The organism is Sorangium sp. So ce836 (assembly GCF_028553905.1).
GTDB classification, from domain to species: Bacteria; Myxococcota_A; Polyangia; order Polyangiales; family Polyangiaceae; genus Sorangium; species Sorangium cellulosum_D.
The window spans coordinates 9,853,729-9,877,333 of record NZ_CP102233.1; the positions used below are offsets into that span (position 1 = coordinate 9,853,729).

General features: G+C 72.0%; 12 protein-coding genes. 7 read left to right on the forward strand and 5 right to left on the reverse strand.

Features of this window, described 5'->3' with window-relative positions; translation table 11 throughout:
• Positions 1-4 precede the first annotated feature (4 nt).
• Entirely contained in the window at positions 5-643 is a 639-nt protein-coding gene (locus NQZ70_RS35720; RefSeq protein WP_129578223.1) for a hypothetical protein, read from the reverse strand.
• 15 nt (positions 644-658) lie between these two features.
• Positions 659-2,344 (reverse strand): FHA domain-containing serine/threonine-protein kinase, encoded by a 1,686-nt coding sequence (locus NQZ70_RS35725; protein WP_272826330.1) that lies wholly within the window; start codon positions 2,342-2,344, stop codon positions 659-661.
• 397 nt (positions 2,345-2,741) lie between these two features.
• Between NQZ70_RS35725 and NQZ70_RS35730 the strand changes: the two genes are divergently transcribed.
• The 5 genes from NQZ70_RS35730 (at position 2,742) to NQZ70_RS35750 (ending at position 14,394) form a co-directional block, all read left to right on the forward strand.
• The gene (locus NQZ70_RS35730; protein ID WP_129578225.1) at positions 2,742-3,929 is read left to right on the forward strand and encodes a hypothetical protein; all 1,188 of its coding nucleotides are present in this window, start codon (positions 2,742-2,744) and stop codon (positions 3,927-3,929) included.
• A gap of 237 nt (positions 3,930-4,166) precedes the next feature.
• Positions 4,167-6,131, forward strand: coding sequence for a serine/threonine-protein kinase (locus NQZ70_RS35735; protein ID WP_129578226.1), 1,965 nt, complete (start codon positions 4,167-4,169; stop codon positions 6,129-6,131).
• Positions 6,132-6,440: 309 nt separating this feature from the next.
• Positions 6,441-9,089, forward strand: coding sequence for a porin family protein (locus tag NQZ70_RS35740; protein WP_272826333.1), 2,649 nt, complete (start codon positions 6,441-6,443; stop codon positions 9,087-9,089).
• Positions 9,090-9,097: 8 nt separating this feature from the next.
• Positions 9,098-10,618: a hypothetical protein gene (locus NQZ70_RS35745; RefSeq protein WP_129578227.1), complete on the forward strand. Its 1,521-nt coding sequence runs from the start codon at positions 9,098-9,100 to the stop codon at positions 10,616-10,618.
• 134 nt (positions 10,619-10,752) lie between these two features.
• Positions 10,753-14,394, forward strand: a complete 3,642-nt coding sequence (locus NQZ70_RS35750; RefSeq protein WP_129578228.1) for an FG-GAP-like repeat-containing protein — start codon at positions 10,753-10,755, stop codon at positions 14,392-14,394.
• 101 nt (positions 14,395-14,495) lie between these two features.
• Here NQZ70_RS35750 and NQZ70_RS35755 read toward each other — a convergent pair whose 3' ends face one another.
• On the reverse strand, positions 14,496-16,274 hold the full coding sequence (locus NQZ70_RS35755) for a right-handed parallel beta-helix repeat-containing protein (RefSeq protein ID WP_237244337.1): 1,779 nt from the start codon (positions 16,272-16,274) through the stop codon (positions 14,496-14,498).
• Positions 16,275-16,876: 602 nt separating this feature from the next.
• Complete coding sequence (locus NQZ70_RS35760) at positions 16,877-19,288, reverse strand: hypothetical protein (protein ID WP_129578230.1); 2,412 nt, start codon at positions 19,286-19,288, stop codon at positions 16,877-16,879.
• Between the two features lie 885 nt (positions 19,289-20,173).
• Here NQZ70_RS35760 and NQZ70_RS35765 point away from each other — a divergent pair.
• Positions 20,174-21,478, forward strand: a complete 1,305-nt coding sequence (locus NQZ70_RS35765; RefSeq protein ID WP_272826335.1) for a hypothetical protein — start codon at positions 20,174-20,176, stop codon at positions 21,476-21,478.
• A 283-nt stretch (positions 21,479-21,761) separates the two neighbouring features.
• Entirely contained in the window at positions 21,762-23,411 is a 1,650-nt protein-coding gene (locus NQZ70_RS35770) for a trypsin-like peptidase domain-containing protein (RefSeq protein ID WP_129578232.1), read from the forward strand.
• Here NQZ70_RS35770 and NQZ70_RS35775 read toward each other — a convergent pair.
• Positions 23,342-23,575 carry a hypothetical protein gene (locus NQZ70_RS35775; protein ID WP_129578233.1) on the reverse strand — a complete coding sequence of 78 codons (234 nt, stop codon included), beginning with the start codon at positions 23,573-23,575 and terminating at the stop codon, positions 23,342-23,344. The two genes, NQZ70_RS35770 and NQZ70_RS35775, sit on opposite strands and share 70 nt — an antisense overlap.
• Between the last annotated feature and the right edge of the window lie 30 nt (positions 23,576-23,605).

Consider the following 23,605-nt stretch of genomic DNA (forward strand, 5'->3'; position numbering starts at 1 on the left):
CGCCTCAGTAGGACTCGTTGGCAGGGTACGTCGCCATGACGTTGATCTTGTACTTCACGTACTGGTGCGGGATCGTCCCCCAGTCGGGCGTCGGCATCGCGCGCTTCACGCAGCGGAGCAGCTCCTTCGTCTTCGCGCGGTTCACCGTCGTCGACTTGCCCGCGTAGAGGTTCGTGCGCTTGCGGCGGAAGTCCATCTCGAGGACGTAGCTCACCGTGATGCTCGTCTTGCCGGACGGGGCGCACTGCACGTTGTCGCGGATCGCGCGCGCGAGCGCGTCCTCGAAGAAGGTGACGTGATCGCAGCGCTCGGGCGGCGTGGTGCCCGGGCCGGGGTTCTCGCACTTGATCGTGGTGAACGGCGAGAGCGTGACGCCCTCGTCCACGTGGGCGCCGGCGTCGGCGAGCGCGCCCGCGTCCCAGGCGTAAGCGCCGGCGTCGGCCGTCGCGGCGTCCGCGGATGGGATCGACTCAGGCTTCGGGCGGCGCCAGAGGTAGAGCGGCACCGCGACGACGATGAGCCCCGCGACGAGCGCGATGATGATCTGGAGCCGCACGGGGCGCTCGCCGCCGCCGCGGCCGAGGTATCGGTACGGCGAGGGCTGAGACGGCGGGCTGGACGGGAACGGAGGCCGGCTGTTCATCGGACGCGTTCAGGTTCAATCGATGAGCGTCCGCGCAGGGCGCCCGGGCTCGCCCTTCACCAGCGTCGCGCCGAGCTCGAGCGTCTCGGGGAGCATCCCCTGAACCTGCGCGACCACCTGCTCGACCACGTGGCGCGCCTCGTCGATGCTCGGCCCCACGATCGAGACCACGAACTTGAGCGGCCCCGTCCGCCCCGCCACGGCGGGCGTGAGGCTGAGCAGGAGCATCTCGGTCAGATCGATCACCCGCTGCGCCGCCTTGCGGAGGGCGAGCATCTCCAGGATGGTCGGGCGCTCGCTGACCTGGCGGTTCGGCCCGCGCAGCTCGTAGCGCGCGACCTGCATCGGCACCTCGGCCCAGTCGGCGAACAGGCCGTCCTCGTCGATCGCCTTCATCAGGTGCTCGCGCACGAGCAGGCCGGTGAGGCCGTCGCGCTTCGCGAGGTACTGCTTGGCGCGCCGGTGCTGCGGCGAGTCCGGGCCGAACGTCACGAGCTTCATCCGGCACTCGCCGACCTGCACCTCGCCGCCGTGCAGCAGCGAGACCTGCGACTTGCGCTCGTAGTTGAAGTCCGCGTAGGTGCCGTTCGTGCTGCCCTGATCCTCGATGAGCCACGAGCCCGTCTGCCACTTCAAGATCGCGTGCGCCCCCGACACGGTCGCCTCGGGCACGCACAGGCTCTGATCGCTGCGCCGGCCGAGCGCGAGCTTCGTGTCGTGCAGCGGGAGCAGCGTGCCGACGATCTCCGGCGCGTTCGTCGCGTACGTCACGAGCAGCGACTGCGCGCCGGGGGTGAAGTTCAGCTTCAAGGCGCCGCCCGGCGGCGGGCCCGGGTCGAGGCGCTCGCGCGGCAGCTGGATCGGGCTCGTCGTGAGCTGCGACGGGTTGAAGAAGCGCATGTGCCGCGCCTGCGGCCGCATCGACGGGTCCTCGTTGAGGCCGCGGAAGATCTGCCGCACCTCGTCGATCGACAGGCCCGCGGGGACGTCGAACATGATCTGCTGCTTCATCGTCTTGAGCCGCGGCTTGTAGCCGGGCTCGGGGACGCGGCAGGTCCACATCTCCCAGAGCGTCAGGGCCATCGCGTACACGTCGTCCTCGGGGCTCGCGCCGCCGTTGCGCAGCCGCTCGGGAGACATGTAGTTCGGCGTGCCGCCGTCGGGCGGCGCGCCGGGGCGGCGCGCCGAGGCGCGCGCGCGCTCCTGCGCGAAGCCGAAGTCGAGGATCACCGCGCGGCCCTCGGAGACCATCACGTTGCCGGGCTTCAGGTCGCCGTGCACGAGGCCCTGCGCGTGGATGGCCGCGAGCCCGTTGCACACCTCGCTCGCGATCTTGCGGAACTCGTCGGCCGTGTAGCCGCCCTGGGCCTTGCGCTTGCGGATGTGCGTGTGGAGCGTCTGCCCGGGGATCTGCTCCATCACGAGGATGGGGCCCCACGGGCTCGGCGCGAGGTCGTGCACGCGGCAGACGTTCGGGTGGCCGACCGAGCGCGCGAGGAGCAGCTCCTGGCGGAGCGCCTCGTCGTCGCCCGGCATGCGCGACTCTTCGCGGACCACCTTGAGCGCCACGGTCTGCTGCGTCGAGCGATCGAAGGCTAGGAAGACCTCGCCCATGCCGCCCTTACCGAGGCTCTGACGGATGTCGTAACGATCGTTGATGACCGTTCCGGCAGTGATGGGAGGAGGGGGTGTCTTGGTCACGGCCCGCGGTGGATGAAAGGAGCGCGAACCGGAGCGTGCCCGACACCGGCTGCGGCGCACAGCGTCGTCCATCTGAACGTCGAGCGCAACGGTCGTTCTAGGGAACAGACAGGACGCAGCGCGGCGGCAGCCGCCAGCCCGCTGGTTTGTGCCGAGATCGCCCCTCCGGACGCCCCGGGCGCCGGGATCTCTTCGGGATCTCTTGACGATGGCCGCCGATTTGTTTACGCGGCTCGGCCAGCCCGGCGGGACCGCCGCGCGCGCCGGCGCTGGCGCCGCGAGGCGCGCCGGGCCAGCGAGCCGGCGGAGCCGAGATCCGGCGCAGCGCCCCCGCCGGCCCGGAGCCCGGGACGGACGCGATCACCGGACCGCAGCGCCGCGGATCCTCGGAGGACCGATGCGCTGGGACGGCTGGATGGAGCAGGAGCAGCAGGAACAGAGGAGAGCGCGCCTCGCCACGGCGGCGCTCTGCGCGGCGGCGGCGGCGTTCGCGGTGGGCTGCGGCGATGACGCGGGCGGGAGCGCCGGCGCGGCGTCGGGCGGCGGCGCGGACAGCGTCGGGTGCCTGGACGCGCGATCCCACGGCGCGCCCTTCTCGCTGGTCGACCCCGCGTGGTGCGCCGTCGCCGTCTACACGACCGACGAGGAGATCGGCTTCGCCTCGGTGACTTGGGGACGGCACGGCGGGCCGATGTTCGCGCGGAGCGACGCCGGCGGCGCGGCGGAGATCGTGCGGCTCACGCCGCCCGAGGGAGCGGACGGGGAGCTCGCCGCGGCATCGACGACGATCGACGCCGGCGTCCCCGACGGCGCCTTCCTCGGCGCACAGGCCGTGGACCTGCCCTTCTTCGGCTGGACGGCGCTCTCGTGGACCAGCGCGTTCCCCGACACGCTCGGCGAGGTGATCCTGATCGAGGATCGCGCGGTGCGCGCGGTGGCGGAGCGCTACGAGGTGAACGGCTTCTTCGCGGCCGCCGCCGTCGAGGGGCGCCTGCTCTACACCGGGCTGTCGCCGCTCGGCGATCCCGCCGCGGGCGCGAACGGCCTCTATGCGGCCGACCGCTGCGGCGCGGCGGGGCAGGACGCGCGGCTCGTGCCCGAGGGCGACGCGAGCTGCGCGGCGCCCGCCGCCGTCGCGGCGTGGGGCGACAGGTCCGGCCCCGTCGCCGCGGACCTCCGCGGCAACGTGGTCGCCGTGCTCCCGTCTGCAGACGGAACGCAAGAGGCGCGCGGCTTCGCGACCGAGGCGATCGCGCGAGGCGCCGGGCCTACGGAGGGCGACGTCCTCTTCTCGCTGCCAGGCAGCGGCACGAGCCTCGCTGCCCTCGCGCCCGAGCAGGGCGCGCCGGGCGTCGTCGTCTTTCAACCGAGCGACCCCGCGACCTACGAGGCGCTCGCGCCGGTCGCCGTCGCGACCAGCGACGACGGCGGCCGCGTGCGCGCCGAGGGCTCCCCGGCCCCGCTCGTCGAGCTCGCCACGGCGGGCACGCAACTCTCCCTCTTCACCGACGACGCGAACCGCCTCTGGATCGGCGGCCCCCTGCCGGACGGCGGGTTCCTGTTCGCGGTCGCCGTCCGCCGCTGAGCCGCCCGCCTCGGGCGGCCCACGCCGCGCCGCTCACGCGCCGCGCCGCGGCCTCGTCATCACGGCGCCGCGGCTCACCGGCCGTCCGGACGGCAGCGCACCAATCTCCGCGCATTTCTTGCGCGTATCGTGACACTGCAGATTGACACCTCAGAGTCGCCTCAGTCACACTGCCTTCGAGGCGGCTGCTGTGTGTCCAATCTTTACCTCCTCACGCTGCCCGAGGAGAGGCACGACATGCCTGATGGCCGACAGCCAGAGGTAACCGGCAGCTCGAGGGGATCGAGGTCTGCCGCGCCCGACCCGCTGCTAGGGCGTGTCATCAACGGTCGCTTCAAGATCGTCAGCGTCATCGCGCGCGGCGGCATGGGCAAGGTGTACAGGGCCGAGCAGGCGCCGCTCGGCCGCATCTGCGCCCTCAAGGTGCTGAGCCCCAAGTACGACGGCGATCACGATCCCGAGTTCCACCGGCGCTTCTTCCTCGAGGCGTCGACCGCGGCGAAGCTCTCGCACCCGAACACGGTCACCGTGTTCGACTACGGCCAGAGCGACGACGATATCTACTACATCGCGATGGAGTACATCGAGGGGAAGACCCTCCACCGCGTGCTCCGCGAGGAAGGGCCGTTCCCCGAGGCGCGCGCCGCGCACATCGCCCGCCAGATCTGCCGGTCGCTCCGCGAGGCGCACGGGCTCGGCGTCGTGCACCGCGATCTCAAGCCCGGCAACGTGCTGCTCGTCGACCACGAGGACGAGCACGATCACGTGAAGGTGCTCGATTTCGGGCTGGTCAAGGACACCCAGAGCGGCGAGGACCTGACGCAACAGGGCCTGTTCATGGGCTCGCCCAAGTACATGGCGCCCGAGCAGATCGCCGGCAGCGGGGTGTCCGCGCGCACCGATATCTACGCGCTCGGCGTGATGATGTACGAGATGCTGGCGGGCCAGGTGCCCTTCGACAAGGGCGCGAGCGTCGGGACGCTCATGTCGCACGTCAACGACCCGGTCCCGCCCATGCAGGCGCACAACCCGAGCCTCTCCATCTCTCAGACGATGGAGGGGATCGTCTACCGCTGCCTGGAGAAGGACCCGGCGCAGCGGTTCTCCTCGATGAACGAGCTCCTGGCCGCGCTCAAGTTCGCCGCGGGGGGCATCTCCACGCGGGACACCGGGGAGACCGCGCCCATGCTGCCCGGCGCGGCGAGCCACCGCCCGTCGGCGCCGTCGTATCCGTCGCTCCCGGCGTATCCGCGGCCCCCGTCGTATCCATCGGCGCCGTCGTATCCATCGACGCCGTCGTATCCATCGGCGCCGTCGTATCCATCGACGCCGTCGTATCCATCGGCGCCGTCGTATCCATCGGCGCCGTCGTATCCATCGGCGCCGTCGTATCCATCGGCGCCGTCGTATCCGCCGATGCCGTCGTACTCGGCGACGAGCGATATCTCCGGCCTCTCCACGCCGAACTCGTCGCCTCCCACGAGCTCGCCCGCCACCTTGACCGCCCCCGTCGCCACCGACAGCGCGCTGCGGCCGCCGGCGGCGCCCCTGTTCGTCGCGCCGTCGATCACCGATTCGATGGGCACCGATTCGATGGGCACCGATTCGATGGGCACCGACTCGATGGGCACCGCCTCGATGGGCGCCGACCCGGTGGGGGCGCGCCCGGCGCCGCACCCCGACGGGCTCTCGTCGACCCAGCCCGGCGCGAGCCCGGGCAGGCGGCTCGTGCCCTGGGCGATCGCCGCGGCCCTCGCCGCCGTGATCGGCGTCGCCGCCGTCATGACGACGCGCTCGCCGGCGGCAGAGACGAGCGCCGCGGCGCGCGAGCAGGGCGCGGGGAGCACGCCGGCCGTCGAGGCGCCGCCGGCGGCGACCGCGCCCGCGGCGAGCGCGCCCCCGGCGCGCCCGCTGCAGGTCGAGAGCACGCCGCCCGGGGCGGCGGTCCGGGAAGGCAACAAGGAGCTCTGCGCCGAGACGCCGTGCGAGATCATCTGGCGCGGGACGGCGGCCGCGCTCGCGTCGGAGCACGAGCTCGTGTTCGAGAAGACGGGCTATCGCCCCGCGCTCGTGCGCGTCTCCGGCGCCGAGGAGAGGGTGCGCGCGCGGCTCGATCCGGCCCCGATCGCGGCGCCGGGCGCCCCGAGCAAGCCCAGGGCGAACGTCCAGAAGGCCGATCCATACAAGAGCAACCCGTACTGACGAGCGCGCGAACGCGCGCCGGCCGCCCTGCGCGAACGCGCGCCGGCCGCTCTGCGCGCACGCGCGCCGGCCGCTCTGGTAGAATCGCCGCGCCTTCGCGGCCAGAGCCGCTCGCCATGACCAGAGTGGCTTCGCGCTCGCGGGAGGGGCGCGCCGGGCGCTCCCCTCGTCGATGAAGTGTTCGGTGTGATGTGGGGAGCCGCGCCATCCGCGCTCCCGAGCTCTCGCCGGGATCGCCGTCGCGGCCCGGCCTTTGTCGCCGGAGGATCGCGGTCGCGCCCCCGGCCCCGATGAGGACAGGGCGAACTCATGTCGTCTCCCGATTCCTGCTCGCACGGCCGGAACGGCGCCGCCCCGGCGCCCGCCCCGACCCACGACGCCCGCCCGCCGCGCCCCGCGCGGCCGCGCAGCGGCGCGGCGCTCGCGCGGCGGCTCCTCGCCTGCGCCGTCGCCCTCGGCGCGACGACCGCCGCGCGCGGCGCGCTCGCCGACGCCCGCACCGAGGCGCGCCTCCACTTCCGGGCAGGCATGGACCTCATCGCCCAGAAGCAGTTCGACGAGGGCATCCGGCAGCTCCAGAAGGCCAACGAGATCCTCCCGCACCCGAACGTCGTCTTCAACATCGCGCGCGCGCACGCCGAGGCCGGCCACATCGAGCAGGCGATCGCCGCGTACCGCGAGTACCTCGCGAGCGATCCCGCGGACCGGGACCAGGTGACGCGGATCGTGGAGCAGCTGGAGCAGCGCCTCGCCGCGCAGCGCGCCGCGGCGGCCCCGGAGCCGAGGCGGCCGCCCGCGCCCGAGCCGCAGGCGCCCGCCCAGCCCGCCCCCGACGACGCGCCCGCCCAGCCCCCCGCCGCCCAGCCCCCCGCGGGAGCCGCGGCGCCGACCGGCGCCGCCGCGGCCCCGACGCCCGCGCCGGCCTCGAGGGCGGCGCACGTCGACGCCGCGGGGATCGTCGGCGCCGCCCGCACCGAGGACGTCTACCAGGAGACCGTGATCACCGCGTCGCGCGGCGCCCAGAGCCCGCTCGACTCCCCGAACTCGACGACCATCGTCACCCGCCAGGACATCCGGCTCTCCGGCATGACCCGCATCCCGGAGCTGCTCCGGCGCGTCGCCGGCATGGACGTCATGCAGATCACGGGCGGCGACGAGAACGTCTCGATGCGCGGCTTCAACAGCCGCCTCGCGAACAAGCTCCTCGTCCTCGTGAACGGGCGCACGGTCAAGAACGACGTGCTCGGCTCGACGTTCTGGGAGGCGCTCTCGATCGACGTGGATCAGATCGAGCGCATCGAGGTGGTGCGCGGCCCGGGCTCGGCGCTCTACGGCGCCGACGCGTTCGCCGGCATCGTCAACATCATCACGATCGAGCCCGGCGCCGGGAAGAGCGGCTTCCGCGCGGGCTACGGCGATCACCAGCAGGGCTACGGCTCGGTGTGGGCCTCGGCGCGCGAGGGCGACTTCGCGTACCGCCTGTCCGCGGGCTACACGCGCTATCCGCGGTGGACGCGCGAGGTCTCGGGCGACCGCATCGACCTCGAGACGAGCGGTCAGAGCCAGGATCTCGGCGCGCAGAACGTGCGCATCGATCTCCGGGCCTCGCAGCGGCTCGGGCCGCGCCGCGAGCTCGCGGTGGGCGCCGGCTACTCCCGGAGCGAGCTCGACATCTACGGCATCGGCCCGTTCAACGACTACAACCTGGAGGCCGCCAACACCGACGCCTCGGTCGCGTACCGCGGCGAGAACGTCAACGCGCGGACGTACTACTCGTACATCGACGGCTACTCCCTGCTCAACGCCGCGTACCTCGGGCACACCCTGTACGCGGGGCGGCCGCGCCAGCACATCGTCAACGCCGAGCTCGAGTTCGCGAAGACGCTCCGCGCGCCCGCGCCCGTCGTGCACGACTTCCACATCGGCCTCGGCTACCGGCTCAAGGCGACCGACTGGAGCTACCTCGACGGGGACATGCCGATCGAGCACCACGGCTCGGTGTTCCTCCAGGACTCGATGAAGCTCGGCGAACGCGTCACGGTGGTCGCCTCCGGCAGGCTCGACTACGTGCCTTACCTGGAGCGGCTCATCCCGTCGCCGCGCGGCTCCGTCATCGTCAAGCCGACCGCCCGCCAGGCGATCCGCCTCTCCGGCTCGACCGCGTTCCGCTCGCCCACGTCGCTCGAGGCCTACGTCGACCTGCCGATCCAGCTCGCGCTGCCCGGCCTCGAGCTCCTCTCGACCACGCGGCCGCCGGTCCGGTCCGATTTCATCATCGACCCCGAGCAGATCATCACCGCCGAGGCGAGCTACCTGAACCAGCAGAGCGATTACTTCGAGTTCGAGGTCACCGCGTACTACAACCGCGTGAGCGATCTCATCGTGCTCGCCGAGCCGCAGCGCATGACGCTCTCGCAGCGCGCCCAGGGGGTCGGGGGGCTGAACCCGGAGACGGGGCGCTACACGTCCGGCTTCGGCGGCTTCGAGAACCAGTGCGACGTCTACCACGTGGTCGGCGGCGAGCTCGGCGGCCGCGTCTACCCCGTCGAGGGGCTCGACATCTTCGCCAACTACGCGCTCAACCTGTCGGAGCAGCAGCGCCCCGCCGGGTGCAACGCCCCCGAGGACGAGCGCACCAGCCAGCACAAGGTGAACGCCGGCGTCCAGGTCCGCACCCCGATCGGCGTCGACGGCGAGGTCACGTTCCACTACCAGTCCGCGCAGGCGTGGGCCGAGCAGGTCCCGGCGGGGACGGTCATCGCCACCACCGTCTACCCGCTGCCCGCGTACACGCTGCTCAACGCGCGCCTCGGCTACCGCTTCCTCGACAACCGCGCCGAGATCTCCGCGACCGTCTTCAACGCGCTCGACGGCCTCGGCGAGGCGCCGCTGCAGATGCACCCGTTCGGCAACCGCATCGGCCGGCGCTTCATGGGATTCTTCCGGTACTCGCTCTAGGCACCTCCATGCTCGGATCCAGCCCCCGCACCGGTCTCCTCCTGCTCGGCGCGCTCCTCGCGGGATGCGAGGAGGCGGACGTCTTCATCCCGCTGCCGGACCAGAGCGGCCCCGCCGGGGTGCTCGACGGCACGGTGACCTACACCGGCCCCCGGCCCTGCACGAAGGACGGCCGCGTCGTCGGCGCCGCGATCGTGCTCGGCTTCGACACGCGCCTGCTGCCGCCGCCGGAGGGGCTCGGCACCTCGGCCGCGAGCTTCGACGTGATCCCCGGCGACGAGCTGTTCGGCGGCCTGGGCGCCGCGCTCGATCTCACGAACGACGGCGCGCTCCGCTGCCCCGCGCCGGACGATCCGCCCGTGACCGTGAGCGCCACGTGGCGGCTGTCGCCGCTGCCCGCCGGCACCTACCAGGTCCGCGGCTTCTACGACCACGACGGCGACTTCGATCCGATCTTCAGCATCGCCGACCTGCCGACCCGGGGCGACGTGGCCGGCGGCGCGATCGAGAACGCGACCGAGGTGCTCGGCGGCGCCGCCCCGCGGTACCGCGAGATCGCGCTCGCCGCCCCGATCCCCGCGACCGGCGCGCGCGTCAGCGGCATCGCGGTCACCCTCGGCCTCCCGCTCCCGCTGGAGCGGCCGATCTTCCACGTCGCCGAGGTGCTCGCGCCGCCCGCCGGCGTCCAGGAGGGCCTGGGCGAGGTGGTCATGGCCTCCGACTTCCAGCTGGAGACGTTCAGCCTGGGCAATCCCGGCGGCACCGAGGCGTCGCTCCTGCGCCTGCGGCTCGCCGCGGGCGTGCCCGACGAGGAGATCGCCAGCGCGGCGAAGCCCCCGATCTCGCTGCCGGTGGGCGGCGAGCCCGCGCCGACCCTCACGTACGCGCGCCAGGACGTGAACGGCGACGGAGCGCTCGACGGAGACGATCACGTGCCCGACTCGGCCCTCCTCCCGGCGCTCTTCCCGATCGCGGTGTTCGCGAAGCAGGGCGGCGACGATCCGCTGATCAGCCAGGCCGCGCCCGCGGTGCTCCTCCAGGGGCTCACGATCTACGACGACCTCCTGACCACGGCCACGCTCGGCGCGGAGCCGCTGAACGAGCCGCGGGACAGCGCGCTCGTCGGCGTCCGGCCCGCCGCGCTCTGCATGCACCCGACCGAGCCGGAGCGGGGCGGCGTCCTCGTGATCAGCCACGCGAAGGACAAGGAAGGCAACGACATCATCGCCGAGCAGGACGCGCCCGAGGTCGAGGAGGCGCTCGCCCGGCAGTTCGGGCGCCCGATCGAGATCGTCTACGGCTGCCTGCCCGAGGGGCGCTACGCGATCAACCTCATCTACGGCACCGGCCAGGCCTGGACCGTGCCGAACGAGGCCGGCGTGTGCGCGCCATCGGAGGCCGCGCCGTCCCCCGACGTCTGCGGCGCGCGGCCGCGCCTCGCGTCGCAGGACATGGTGCTCCGCATCGGTCCGCCGGACGACCCGGCGTACTGCGCCGAGCACCCCACCCCCGCGCTCTGCCTGCCCTGAGCGCCTCGCGCCTCCCTGCCCCGAGCGCCGTCGCGCCCGCCCCGAAAGCAGCGCCGATTTCCTGCGGAGAGCGCCGGTTGCGCCGCGCGCGCCGGTTCCCTCGCGCGCCTTCACCGATGGTAGGGTCCAGGCCCATGCGCTGGTTTCGCTTTCCCTCGCTTGCTTGTCTGGGGGCGCTCGGCGGCGCCGCGGCGGGCGCGCTCGTCCCGTCCGACGCGTCCGGCGGCTGGCCGCCGCCCGCCTCGGCCAGCGCAGCGGACATGGCCGATCCCGAGAACTGGCCGAACGATCCCGACTACGGCCCCTCGGCCACGCAGAGCGGGCAGTGGAGCTTCTACTCCTTCCTCCCGGCCCCGAGCGGGAGCGTGCGCCCCCGCCCGGAGGAGTCCGCCGCCGGCATGGCGATCGATCTCGCCTGGCGGCGCACCCAGGGCGACCCGCGCGTCCGGATCGCCGTCACCGGCTCCGGGATCCTCTGGGACGACGGCGATCTCCTCGAGAAGGTGTGGCTCAACCGGGGCGAGCTCGCGCCCTTCAAGCCGCTGCACGCGGACGGCGCGGCGTGCGCGGGCGACGGCGAGCTCGCCGGCTTCGACTGCAACGGCGACGGGGTCCTCTCGGCCTCGGACTACAAGGACACGCCGGGGCTCACGCCCGCGGCGTCGGAGGGGCGGCCGCAGGGCGACCGGAACGGCAACGGACGGCTCGACGCCGGCGACCTCATCCTCCACTTCTCGGACGGCATCGACGACGATCAGAACGGCTACGTCGACGACATCGCGGGCTGGGACTTCTTCAAGAACGACAACGATCCGTTCGACGACACCCGGAACGGCCAGGGCACCGAGGGCGCGAAGATCGCAGCGGCGCAGACGAACAACCGGCTGGGCGGCGCGGGCGCCTGCCCGCTGTGCAGGGTCGTCCCGCTGCGCGTCGGCGACAGCCGCGTCGCCGACGCGCAGGACCTCGCGAAGGCGATCCTCTACGCGGCCGACCTCCGGGCCGACGTCGTGCAGTGCCCGGTGACCGCCGTCGACAGCACCGCCTTCCTCCAGGCGGCGCTCGATTATGCCCACGGCGAGGGGACGCTCGTCGTCGCGCCGGTGGGCGACGAGGGCTCGCGCCACCACAGCGCGCCCGCGATGAGCAACCACGCGCTGCCCGTGAGCGCCGTCCGCTACGACGGCCAGAGCGTCCGGACGTCGACCACCTTCCTCGACGCCTCCCCGTGCTCGAGCTTCGGCGGCAACAACCTGCTCGCCGTGTCGAGCGCCGGCTGCGCCAGCGACGCGACCGCCGAGCTCGCCGGCGTCGCGGGCCTCCTGTACTCCGCCGCCCTGGAGCGCGGCGTCACCCTGTCGACCGCGGAGATGCAGGGCCTGCTCATCGCGAGCGCCGACGACATCGACGTGCCCGAGTCGCGCGAGCCCGGGTCGCCGTACTTCTCCTCGCAGCCGGGGTTCGATCAGCGGTTCGGCCACGGCCGCGTCAACGCGAACCGCGCCGTCGAGGCGCTGCACGACGGGCGCGTGCCGCCCGCGATCGACCTCACGTCGCCGCGGTGGTTCGAGGTCCTCTACAAGGATCAGGCGCAGGTGCCCGTGCCGATCGAGGGCACCATCTCGGCGAAGCGGGCGACGGCGTACGACTACGCGATCGAGTGGGCGCCCGGCGTGCAGCCGCTCGAGTCGGAGTTCAGGGTGCTCCAGCGGGAGGTGAACGTCGCGCCGACGGTCATCATCGGCGCCAGCGGCCCGCTCGCCTCGCTCGACGTGCGCACCATCGACCCGTCCCACGCCCGCGACGCCGACAGCCCCCACGGCGAGAACGACCGCGCGATCACGGTGCGCGCCTGGGCGACCGCCCGCTACGGCGGGGCCGCCGGCGACGTGCGCAGCGAGGCGCGGCGCACCTACTACGTCGCCAGCGATCCGACGCTGGTCGACGGCTTTCCCGTCCTCGTCGGCGACAGCGGCGAGGGCAGCCCGAAGCTCGCCGACCTCGACGGCGACGGGGGGCGCGAGATCATCTACCCCACGTCCGGCGGCGAGCTGCACGTGCTGAAGGTGACGCCGAAGGGCCCCAAGCCGCTGCCGGGGTTCCCGTTCCGGACGCGCCACGCCGACGGCCTGCTCGATCCCGAGACGTCGGAGGACATGCCCTTTTATGGCGGCGCCCGCGCGTACGGCGAGGTGGCCTGGGAGAAGCTCGGCCGCGAGCCGATCCTGGGTGCGCCCGCGATCGCGGATCTCGACGGCGACGGCTCGCTGGAGATCGCGGTCTCGACCTGGCCGGGCACGGTCTACGTCGTCGGCGACACCGGCGAGCTCCGCGAGGGGTGGCCGGTGCGCCTGCCCGACATCCCCTCCTGCCCCCTCGATCCCGGGGCGCCGGCGAGCGCGCCGTGCATGTCCGCGGGCGCGCGGCTCGCGCGGGGGGCGTTCGCCGCGCCGGTCCTCGCCGACCTCGACGGCGACGGCCGGATCGACGTGATCCAGGCGGCGTTCGACGGCAAGGTCTACGCCTTCGACGCGGACGGCGGCGCGCTGCGCGGCTGGCCGGTGGAGGTGCACTACGAGGGACCGCTGGCCCGGGAACCGGCGCGGAGCCGCCTGCTCGCGACGCCGGCCGTCGCCGATTTCAACGGCGACGGGCTCCCGGACCTGCTGGTCGGGTCGAGCGAGCGGCTCGGCGACGACGGCGACGCCGGGGCGGTCTACGTGCTCGACGCGCGCGGCACGGCCGCGCCCTCCGGGCCGGTGCTCGCGGGCTGGCCGGTCACGATGCCGTCGCTCTCGCTCGCGCCGCTCGTCGCGGAGGGGATCGCGGCCTCGGGCGTCGTCGGCCGGTTCGGCGGCACGCTGGCGGGGGTGGTCCAGGGCAACGGCGCGCCGCCGCTCGTGCTCCCGGCCTCGCCGGGCGCGCAGGACGGGCTCCTGTCGACCCCGGCGGGCGCGCTGCCGCCTTCGCGGGGCGGCTCGCCGGCCGGGCTCGATCCGACGTTCGGCCCGCTCTCGCCCGCCGCGGGCGCCCGGACGATGCTCCCGCTGCTCTCGCATCCGGCGCTGGGCGACGTCGATCAGGACGGCACCCCCGACGTGATCGCCGCCGGCGCCTCGGAGGCGGCCGCGCTGGCCCTCGCGGGCGAGCGCGGCGCGGAGCGGCCGGGGCCTCACCTGCTCGCGGTCTGGAGCGGCCGGTCGGGCGCGATGCTGCCGCGCGCGCCGTTCGTCCTCGAGGATCACACGGTCGGGAGCAGCCAGGCGGTGGTCGATCTGAACGGCGACGGCTACCCGGAGGTGCTGACGGGCTCGAGCGGCTATTTCCTGCACGCCTTCGACGGGTGCGGCCGGGAGCCGCGCGGGTTCCCGAAGTTCACCGGCCAGTCGATCGCGACGACGCCGGCGGTGGGCGACCTCGACGGCGACGGGACGCTCGAGGTCGTGGTGGGCACCCGCGACGGCTGGCTCTTCGCGTGGCACACCGAGGCGACGACGGGCGCGCTCGTCGCGTGGGAGAGCTTCCACCACGACAACCAGAACACGGGCAACCTCGAGACGCCGCTCGCTCAGGGGGGCGGGCGGAACGCGGCGCGACCGCTCACCGTGGATCTGTGCGAGGGCGCGCAGCAGGCTCAGGTCATCCTGCGGCTGGGCGGCGGCTGCGCCTGCGCGGCCGCGGGGGATCCGCAGGGCGGGGCCGGCGGCGAGCGCGCGGCGATCGGGGCGGCGCTGCTCGGGGCGATGGCGCTCTGGGGGCGGCGGCGGAGGGCATAGGCGGGGCGCGCGGCGCTGCGGCAGCCGAGCGAGCCGTCGCGCGGCGCGCTCGCGTCGCTGTCGCCGCCAGCCGACCCCTGCCTGCGCCGCTCCGGCGCTCCTCAGTAGGGGCAGGCCAGCACTTCCGGCGCGCTCACGCCGTCGGTGCTCACGCCCGAGATGACGTTCTCCTCCGGATGAAAGAGCGCCTGGGCGCCAGCCGGCCCCGACAGCCAGCATTGCTGCTGGATCGATCGCGACTGCCTCCCGCGCGAGGGGTCGCAGCGCCCCACCGTACCGCCGAGGACCGTGACGTCGCTGGCCTCTATCCTGATGCCGGGATAGGAGCCCGACGCGAAGCGCAGGGCATTGTCGAAGACGAGCAAACGCTGCAGCGTCACGTCTCCCACCCGGACCGAGGTCGCGGGCAGCGTCGTTCGCGAGCTCAGGAGCACGCCGTAGAGCCCGTTTCCCCAGGACCCGACGTCCCGGAGCATCACCCCGGTGCCTGCCTGGACGTGCACGCCATAGCTCGCGTTGTATGCGGATACGACCCTCTCGATCAGGATCCCCGTCGGACGGTCCTCCTCGATGGCGCTCGCCAGCATGACGCCGGCGCCGCCGTTATGATGAAAGTAGCTGTCCTGGACCACGATGTTCGCCGGCACCGCGCTGGGGATCCCGGGCCCAGGGGGGACCTGGGCGGAGATCCACAGGCCATGTCCGCCGCTGCCCGTCGTGGAGCCGTTGCCGGGGTGGATCAGGTTGTGGTGAACGTTGCAGTTTCGCACGGTCACGTTGGCGGTGACGATCTTGATCGCGCTGGCGCCGACCGGGCCGTTGATGTTCTTGATCTCGCAGTTCTCTACGAGGATGGGCGGCGTGTCGTGGTACCCGGCGACGGAGGACAGGTAGATTCCGCCCTTCGAGACGCCGTCCACGATCACGTTCCGGATGACGCCCCCGGAGCCCCAGGAGAAGCCGATGCCCTCCAGATTGGCCGGCTTGCAGGAAGGTGGCTGGGGCACGAGGGGCGAGTATCGCACGATGACGTTCTCCACCTTGCAGTCGGCGCACGTGTTCAGGTGGATGCCGCTGTTGGCCGTCCTGCGTGGCCCATCCGTGAGCGCGATCTGCAGATTGCGGATCCAGAGGCCCCGGACCGCGCTGACGACGGTCCCGTCCAGCTTGACGACCCCGGTGACCTGGATGGCCCCGGGGTACTGCTCCGGATTGCAGGGGATCGCCACGAGGGTCGCGGTCCCGGGATCGCCCGGGCCGGCGCGGGGAGACAGCTCCGGCCCCTCCAGGGTCAGCGCGTCGTAGTGAGGCCGCAGCGGGCTGCGCAGCACGTATCGCCCCGCAGGGAAGGCCACGATGCGCCTGCGGGCGCGCAGCGACGCCGCGCACTCGATGGCCGTCGCGATGCCGGGGCTGTCGTCGACGTTCGTGCTGTGGTCGACGGACGCGTCGGCGGAGAACGGCCATTCCGCCGGCCTCGCCAGGTAGGGAAGGACGTTGACCACGCCGTCCGGGTCGACGGAGCCCGGCAGGCAGCAGCGCGACCCCTGGCAAGCATTCAGGTCCTCGTGCAGCGTCCTGGTCCCGAGGCAACCGCCGCTGGCGGGGCAGAAGGGCCCCGTGCAGATCGGAGACAGCGCGGCGGAGTCAGGGCAGGCGACGCCGGTCGTCTCGTCTGCCACGAAGGGCGGCTCGGTGTAGGGCGCGTCGAGGCCGCAGAAATCCCGGGACGCGGCGCTCTCCATCGCAGCACGGCGATACCCCCATCCAGCCTCGTCACGGCCGGCGCTGTCCGGGGGCTGGGTGGCTCCGGCTGGAGCGGAGACGAGCGCGAGCAAGACTCCGATCCAGATCTTCACAAACCGCTGGTCCAACGACACACATACCTCCTTCTCGGACGAGGGGGTGATCCGGGACTTTCAGGTGCAAGGAGCGAGCGGGGGGCGTCGAGCGGAGCATCGCTGTGCGAAGGAGCGGGCCACCCGCTCCGGGGTCGCCGCGGCGCGATCGCACGACCGTCCCGCTCCACGCGTCTGGCATGAGCGATTCTCCTGAGCGGGCGCGCCGCGCGCGGCGCGGCGGCCCGTCCCAGCGAGCGCGGAGAGGGCACGTCTACGACAGGGATGCTGCGAGCCGGGGCGCGCTGGCTCGCTGCCAGCGGGGCGCGATGCTGTCCGCGACAGTCGCTCTCGAGATCGATATGCCCGTTGCGGCGAACGCGCCGGAGGCTCCGTCCCTCGTGCCCGCCCCGCGCCCGCGAATGCCAGGTGGCTTGTCACGCTCGACGCCTCTGCGCAAGCGACGCGTCCGAGCGCCTCGCGGCGGCCCGCCGAGGGCGATCGGGTGACGAGCCCACGACGGCCGAGCGAATTTCGTGAAGGACGGGCGCGCGGCCCCCGACATGACGGTGCACCGCGTGGGGCGCGAGCTCCCCGCGCGCCGGGCTCGCGCTCGAGCCCGGCGCTGCGCGACGGAGGCGCCGTCAGCGCTCGCGCTTGACGCGCATGCCCCCGCCGAAGCTGACCGTCCACACCTCGTCGAGGTCGTGCGGGTTCCAGAACACCCGCACCGGCTGCTGGAACGAGTACCCGCCGTCGCGGAAGAACGTCGGCGCGTCGTCGTTGAGGTTCTCGGTGATCCAGAGCCCGTCCCGCTCGGTCGTCATGTACATGCGGTCCGGGTCGCGCGGGTCGATCGCGCACGACTCGACGCGGACCTTGTCGCTGATGCGCTGCCACGTCAGGCCGCGATCCCGGGTGCGGTACAGCCCGCCGAAGAAGCGGTCATCATGGCTGAACACCGTCACGTACCACGTGCTCTCGGTGCGGTCGTTCGGATCGACGACGACGTCCTTCGTCCAGTAGTGCATCTCCGGCGAGGAGCGATCCTCCCACGCCGACGCGCCGGGCGGCAGGAGGAACACGCCCGATCGATCGGTGAACGTCCGGGTGTTGCCGGGCTGATGGCCGGAGTAGGTCGCGACGATGCTCCCGTCCTTCAGCACGTGGACGTTGAACGCGTGCCCCTGCGTCCGCGGCGGGGCGGGGAGCGGCTCGGGCGCCGCGCCGGGCGCGCTCAGATCGAGGTGGACGATGCCGCCCGACACGCTGTTGACCGTGCTCGCATACAGCTGGTCCGGATCGTTCGGATCGAGCGCCAGCCAAATGACGGGGCGGCCCAGATCGGCGACGAGCGACCATGTGGCGCCCTTGTCCTCGGAGACCATGATTCCCCCTCTGGCCGGGCGGCTCGGCGTGCCGTCGATGCGGGCGTCGCGCATCCAGGGGCTCTGGTAGATGTCGTGGACGCTGCCGGTGGCCGCGTAGAGCGCTCCGGTGATCGGGTGCTGGACGGCGTGGTAGGTGGTGTTCAGGGTCAGGCCGTTCGCGCCGTCGCGAGCCCAGGACCTGCCGCCATCCTCGCTGTAGGCGCTCCGGATGTCGGTGAGCGACGCGAAGATCGTGTGCTTGTCGGGGAAGGTCAGCCACCAACCCGACGTCTGCTCGACGCCGCTCGTGCGGTAGAAGCGGGACTTCGGGGTATCCGCGCCCCTCCGGTGCTCGTCCGCCGGATTCACGTACGCCTGCGCGAAGCTCCTCCCCCCGTCGTCGCTGACGTGGACGAACCCGAGATCGGTGATCGCCACCCGGCGGGGATCCTCGGGCGACACCGAGAGGCCGAGCGCGTACTCGCCGAAGTCCCAGCCCATGTCGCCTCCGGACCCGCTCCAGCCGGTGGCGATGTTGGCGTTGTGATCGGTCCTGAACACGTGCCGCCAGCTGGCCCCGCCGTCGACCGTCTTCAGGACGATGGGCGCGAGCGTCTCGCGGTCGCCGCCGGCGACGTACGCGACGCCAGGGTCGTCCGCGGACGTGGCGACGAACGCGAGCTTGTCGCTCGGTCCGAGCCCGTTCGTCGCGGAGATCCATCGCCTCTCGCCGACCTTTAGCCGGTAGAGGCCGGCATAGGCGTCGAGCTCCCCGCCGGTCGTGTCCGCGGTGACGAGGGGGTTGCCGCCGCTGTCGACGGCGGAGAAGGTGACCGCGAAGAAGCGGGCCCGCCTGCCGTGCCCGGCCCCCGCGAACGAGACGATCTTCTCGCCCTGCGGGAGGCCGCGGATCGAGGTGTCGAGCGCGAAGCTCCCGCCACCGTTGTGCGAGACGAGCAGCCCGTCGCTCGTGCCGGCGTAAATGTCGTCGCCGTCCCAGTGCACGCCGCCGACCAGGAGGCCGCCCGGCCAGTCCGTCGCGTGGACCAGGTGGAAGCTGCTGCCGCCGTCGAGCGAAGCGTAGAGCTGGCGCGTGTCCGAGAAGAGCAGCCGCTCGGTGTCGCAGGGATCCACGAACAGGTAGTGGGCGTCTCCGGGGGCCCCCGGGGTGGAGACGGGCGCGTCCCACGTTGCTCCCCCGTCGGTGCTCTTGGCCAGCGTTGCCGTGTCAAAAATGACGTTCTCGGGGCCTTTATAGGTCACGGCGTAGAGGACGTCCGGGTCGGCGGTGAACCGGAATTGCGAGAGGACGCCGCCCTGGATGTTGCGGAAGTCGAGGTTCGTCCATCGCCTGCCGAAATCCCTCGTGCGGTAGACGCCCCGCATGTCGCTGGCCATGAAGATCTCGCGGCCGTCGTGGGGGTTGATCGACGGCGAGAAGAGGGCTCCTCCGCCGCCCACGCCGCGCGATTGCCACCTGCCGCGCGCGCCGCCGCCGCCGTGATGGCGGCGCTCCTCCGTCCGATCGGCGCCGAGCGCGGACGACGCGAGGCGCGCGCTCCCCAGGGCCGCCGGCTCGCCGGTCGCCACCTCCTCGGCGCAGCCTCCCGCGAGCAGCCCTGCGCCGACGGCCAGCAAGCTCGCCACCCTCCGCAGGCACCCGCCGCCGCAAACTTCGATTCTCATGCTCTCTCCTTCCACGCGGACGCCCCGGAGCTTCACCAGCCCACGGGGCAGGAACCTGGCGCATGGGCTCCTTGCGCTCGCGATACGACGATGAGCGCAGGACGCGATTCTTGCGAGCACATCACAGGATCTCGACGGAGGGAATCCGATCGACCGTCGCAATCGTGCGCATCGCGCGCGGCGTCGCCCGCGACGAATGTGTGCAGCCAGGTCGGCAGGAATCCTACACGTTCGAAACGGTCATGTTCACGCCGGCAATGCCTCCATCGCTCCGTGCGATGGACCGACCCGATGCTGGAGGATGGCCCGGAGCCAACGGGTCCGACTGTCAACTTCTGGTTGACACCGTGTACACCACCATTTGACCGTGGCGTTCACGCCTTTCGGCGAAGAGGACGAAAGGCGGCTCATGGTGAAACAATACAATAGAGGTGCGCTATTCGGACCTTCGCGTCGGCGGCGCTCCGTGGCTCGATCGTTGCTACCATACGAGGCCCCATGCAACGCCAAGTCCTGTTCGCGCGCACCACACCTCTGCGCGCGCTTTCTCTTGTGGCCCTGATGGCCGCTCTCTCCGCCTGCGGCGATAGCGTCAGCGGCGCCAGCTCCGGTGGCTCCTCGTCCAGCGGCTCCAGCGCGTCGGCCGGCGGCGCCGGTCCCTCGTCCAGCAGCTCCAGCGCGTCGGCCGGCGGCGCCGGTCCCTCGTCCAGCAGCTCCAGCGCGTCGGCCGGCGGCGAGAGCTCATCCTCCGGCGGCCCCGGCGATCCCGGAGCTTCCGGGGCCTGTATCGACCTGGTGACCAACCCGGACATCAATTGGCGCGAGTCGTCCTTGAAGAGCGATCAGGAGATCGTCCGGTGCCTGGCGGAGACGCTGGGGCGGCCGGTGGGCTACGGGGAAAAAGCCCGGGGCGGCTTCGACCCCGGCGGCAACAGCCGCCTGACGGTGATCACCACCCGCTCCGACGTCTCGGTGGAGCAGCAGATCTACGACGCCGTCACCGGCGACGAGCACAACTGGGTGGTGTTCGACAAGGACGATTTCAAGAGCGATTACGACATCGCCATGTACCGCCTGAAATGCGGCGAGCCCGCGGTCCTGGCCAAGCTGGGCGCCACCGAGCGGCAGTGCGTCGATTACAAGGAGTGGTGCAGCGTCAAAGGCGTGCCGGCGGCAGACTGCGAACATCAGTTCTTCAACGTCGCCCTGAACGACGCGAGCCTGCCCATTCGCAACGTCGTGATCGGCTCCAACACCACCATCGATGGTCGCATGAGCCGCGCGGTCTTTCGCTTCAGCGGCTTCGCCATAGGCCGCGACAGCACCGGCATGCCGACCCAGACCGCCGAGAGCGTGATCCTCACCCACCTGAGCTTCAAGGGCGCCGGCCACGTGGAAGACCATGGCCTGGATCCGGACATGATCCGCTCCACCGGCGCGTCCCACGACATCTGGATCCACAAGAACAGCTTCAGCTTCACCGGGGACTCCGCCTTCGACGTGAAGGTCGGCGCGCACGACATCACCATGTCGTTCAACCGCGTCCTCGACGTGAAGCGGGCCACCCTGCACGGCTCCAGCGACGACCACACCATCGACGCTCAGATCACCACCACCATGCACCACAACGCGTTCATCACCAGCGAGTCGTTCTATGACGAAGGCCGCGGCACGGCCCGGAGGGTGCCCTTGTTGCGCCGCGGCTCCTCGCACATGTTCAACAACGTGTTCATGAACTATTACAAGGACTTCGCCAGCGTGCGGGTCGGCGGCACCCTGCTGTTCGAAGACAACGTCTTCCTGGGCGGAACCCCCGTCCAGCGCGAGAAGAGCGATCGGGGCGCCGCCTTCAACGAATGGACGACGAAGCGGCTCTCGAGCAACGTCGTGGACGACGGCAATTTCACCGCCACCGGCTCGTTCGCCTGGTTCTCCGATGACGAGTGCGTCATCGACCCGACCTACGAAGCCGCGGTCTCGGGCGGCGGCGGCGCGGCGCGGGATCTCTCCCAGGATTACTCGGAAGCGTCGCGCGCGCTGATCGGCATGCACGAGCTCCGCGCCGGCCAAGACTTGGTGGATTACGTCAATGCGACAGCGGGCAAGGACGGCGCCGTGCCGTTCAACTCGCCTCTGTCCGAGGGGCGCGACGCCATCCTCGGATTGCCCCACGAAGCCTGCGTTCGCTAGAGCCATCAGTATTCTCAGCATCGCTTGCGCGGCGAGCGCGGCGCTCTCCAGGTGATGGCGCGAGCCGCCACCCCTGAAGGCTGCAGCCTCTAGCCGGGCGCCCTCGAGCCGGCGCGACGGTCGATTTCGCGCCCGAATCGCCTCGATCGGCCGCGCGCGCCGATGGCATCGAGGTTGCCATTGCTCCGGACACGCAGGCACGCCTCCCTGGCGCCGCCGGATCCGGCGAAGGCCGGGAGGGCTCCCCGTCGACCTGCGGAACACGAACCGAGGGTGAATCGACATGCGAGTTTCCGCGATGGTCTCGAGCGCGTTGGCGGCGGCATCGGCGATGATGATGGGCTGCGTGGCGGCGCCCGATCTCGACGAGCAGCTCGTGGGTGAGGTCTCACAGCCCACCATCTGCGGCAGCACGGTCGACTTCCAGCACGTCGAGCAGTACGACGGCACCCTCGGCGTGACGACGGGTTTCGTCGGAGCGCACGAGGCCCCGGTCGGGCAGATCCAGTGGAAGAGCGATCTCGCGTCCCGCTACGCGAACCCGGGCAACGTGAGCGGCACCCGCACCTGCTCCGGGACGCTGATCGCGCACAACCTCTTCTTGACCGCCGGCCATTGCTTCGACCCCGACGGCAACGGCTGGACCTGGCCCCGGACCGCCTCGAAGGCGCCGATCTCGGCGAGCCAGGGGGCCGCCGAGATGCGCGTCAACTTCGGTTACCAGGAGGACCCGAGCGGCAACCTCAGGACGGCGGAGTCGTTCGACATCGTGTCCTTGCGCGAGTACCGGCAAGGCGGCCTCGATTACGCCGTCGTGCAGCTCGCGCGGAGCGCCGCGGCGAGCTACGGCTTCACGGTCGTCTCCACGACGGACGCCGCCGTCAACGACATGCTCGCCGTCATCGGCCACCCGAGCGGCGAGCCCAAGCAGGTCGACGCGGGCCCGGCCAGCGGCTTCAGCGGCGATTATCTCCAGTATAACTCTCTCGACACGCTCGGCGGCAACTCCGGCTCAGGCGTGCTGCACGCCGCGTCCGGCAAGATCGTCGGCGTCCACACGAACGGCGGGTGCACCTCGAGCGGCGGCGCCAACGCCGGCGTCAGGATCACGTCGATCCTCGAGGAGTCCCCGATCCTGCGCGACGTGACGCAGCGGCTCGTCGTGTTCGCGAAGGGCTCGGACAACGCCATCTGGCACAAGTTCTACGACGGCGGCTGGTCCAGCTGGACCTCGCTCGGCGGGAGCCTCACCTCGGCGCCCTCCGCCACGCTCACGCGGGAGGGCCGCCTGACGGTGTTCGCGAAGGGCTCGGACAACGCCATCTGGCACAAGTACTACGAGGGCGGCTGGTCGGGCTGGACCTCGCTCGGCGGCCCGCTCGCGTCGGCCCCCGCCGCGACCGTGACGCGCGAAGGGCGGCTGACGGTGTTCGCGCGCGGCACCGACAACGCCATCTGGCACAAGTACTATGACGGCGGCTGGTCCAGCTGGATCTCGCTCGGCGGCGCGACGACGCACGATCCGGCGGCGGTCGTCACGGCCGAGGGGCGCCTGGTCGTCTTCGCGAGGAGCTCGACCGGCGAGCTCGTCCACCGGTACTACGACGGCGGCTGGTCCAGCTGGATCTCGCTCGGCGGCACCATCGCCTCGGGCCCGTCGGCGGTCGTCACGGCCGAGGGGCGGCTGACGGTGTTCGCGCGCGGCACTGACAACGCCATCTGGCACAAGTACTATGACGGCGGCTGGTCCGGCTGGAGCTCGCTCGGCGGCGCCATGGTGGATCAGCCCGGGTCCGCGGTCACGCCCGAAGGGCGCCTGGTCGTGTTCGCGCGCGGCACCGACAACGCCATCTGGCACAAGTACTACGACGGCGGCTGGTCGAGCTGGATCACGCTCGGCGGCGCGCTGACCTCGAGCCCGGCCGGGATCTGATCACGACGCACGCGCGCCTCCCCGTGGAGCGAATAGCCCCGCTCCACGATGGCGCCGCTCACCATCGTCGTGAAGAGCATCCGCAGGGACTCCTCCTGTTCGAGCGGCGCGACGAAGCCGAAACCGAACAGAAGCAGGTCGCCGTAGGCCTCGCAGAGGAACATGCTGGCTCACGAGGGCTGCGCTCCAGGTGG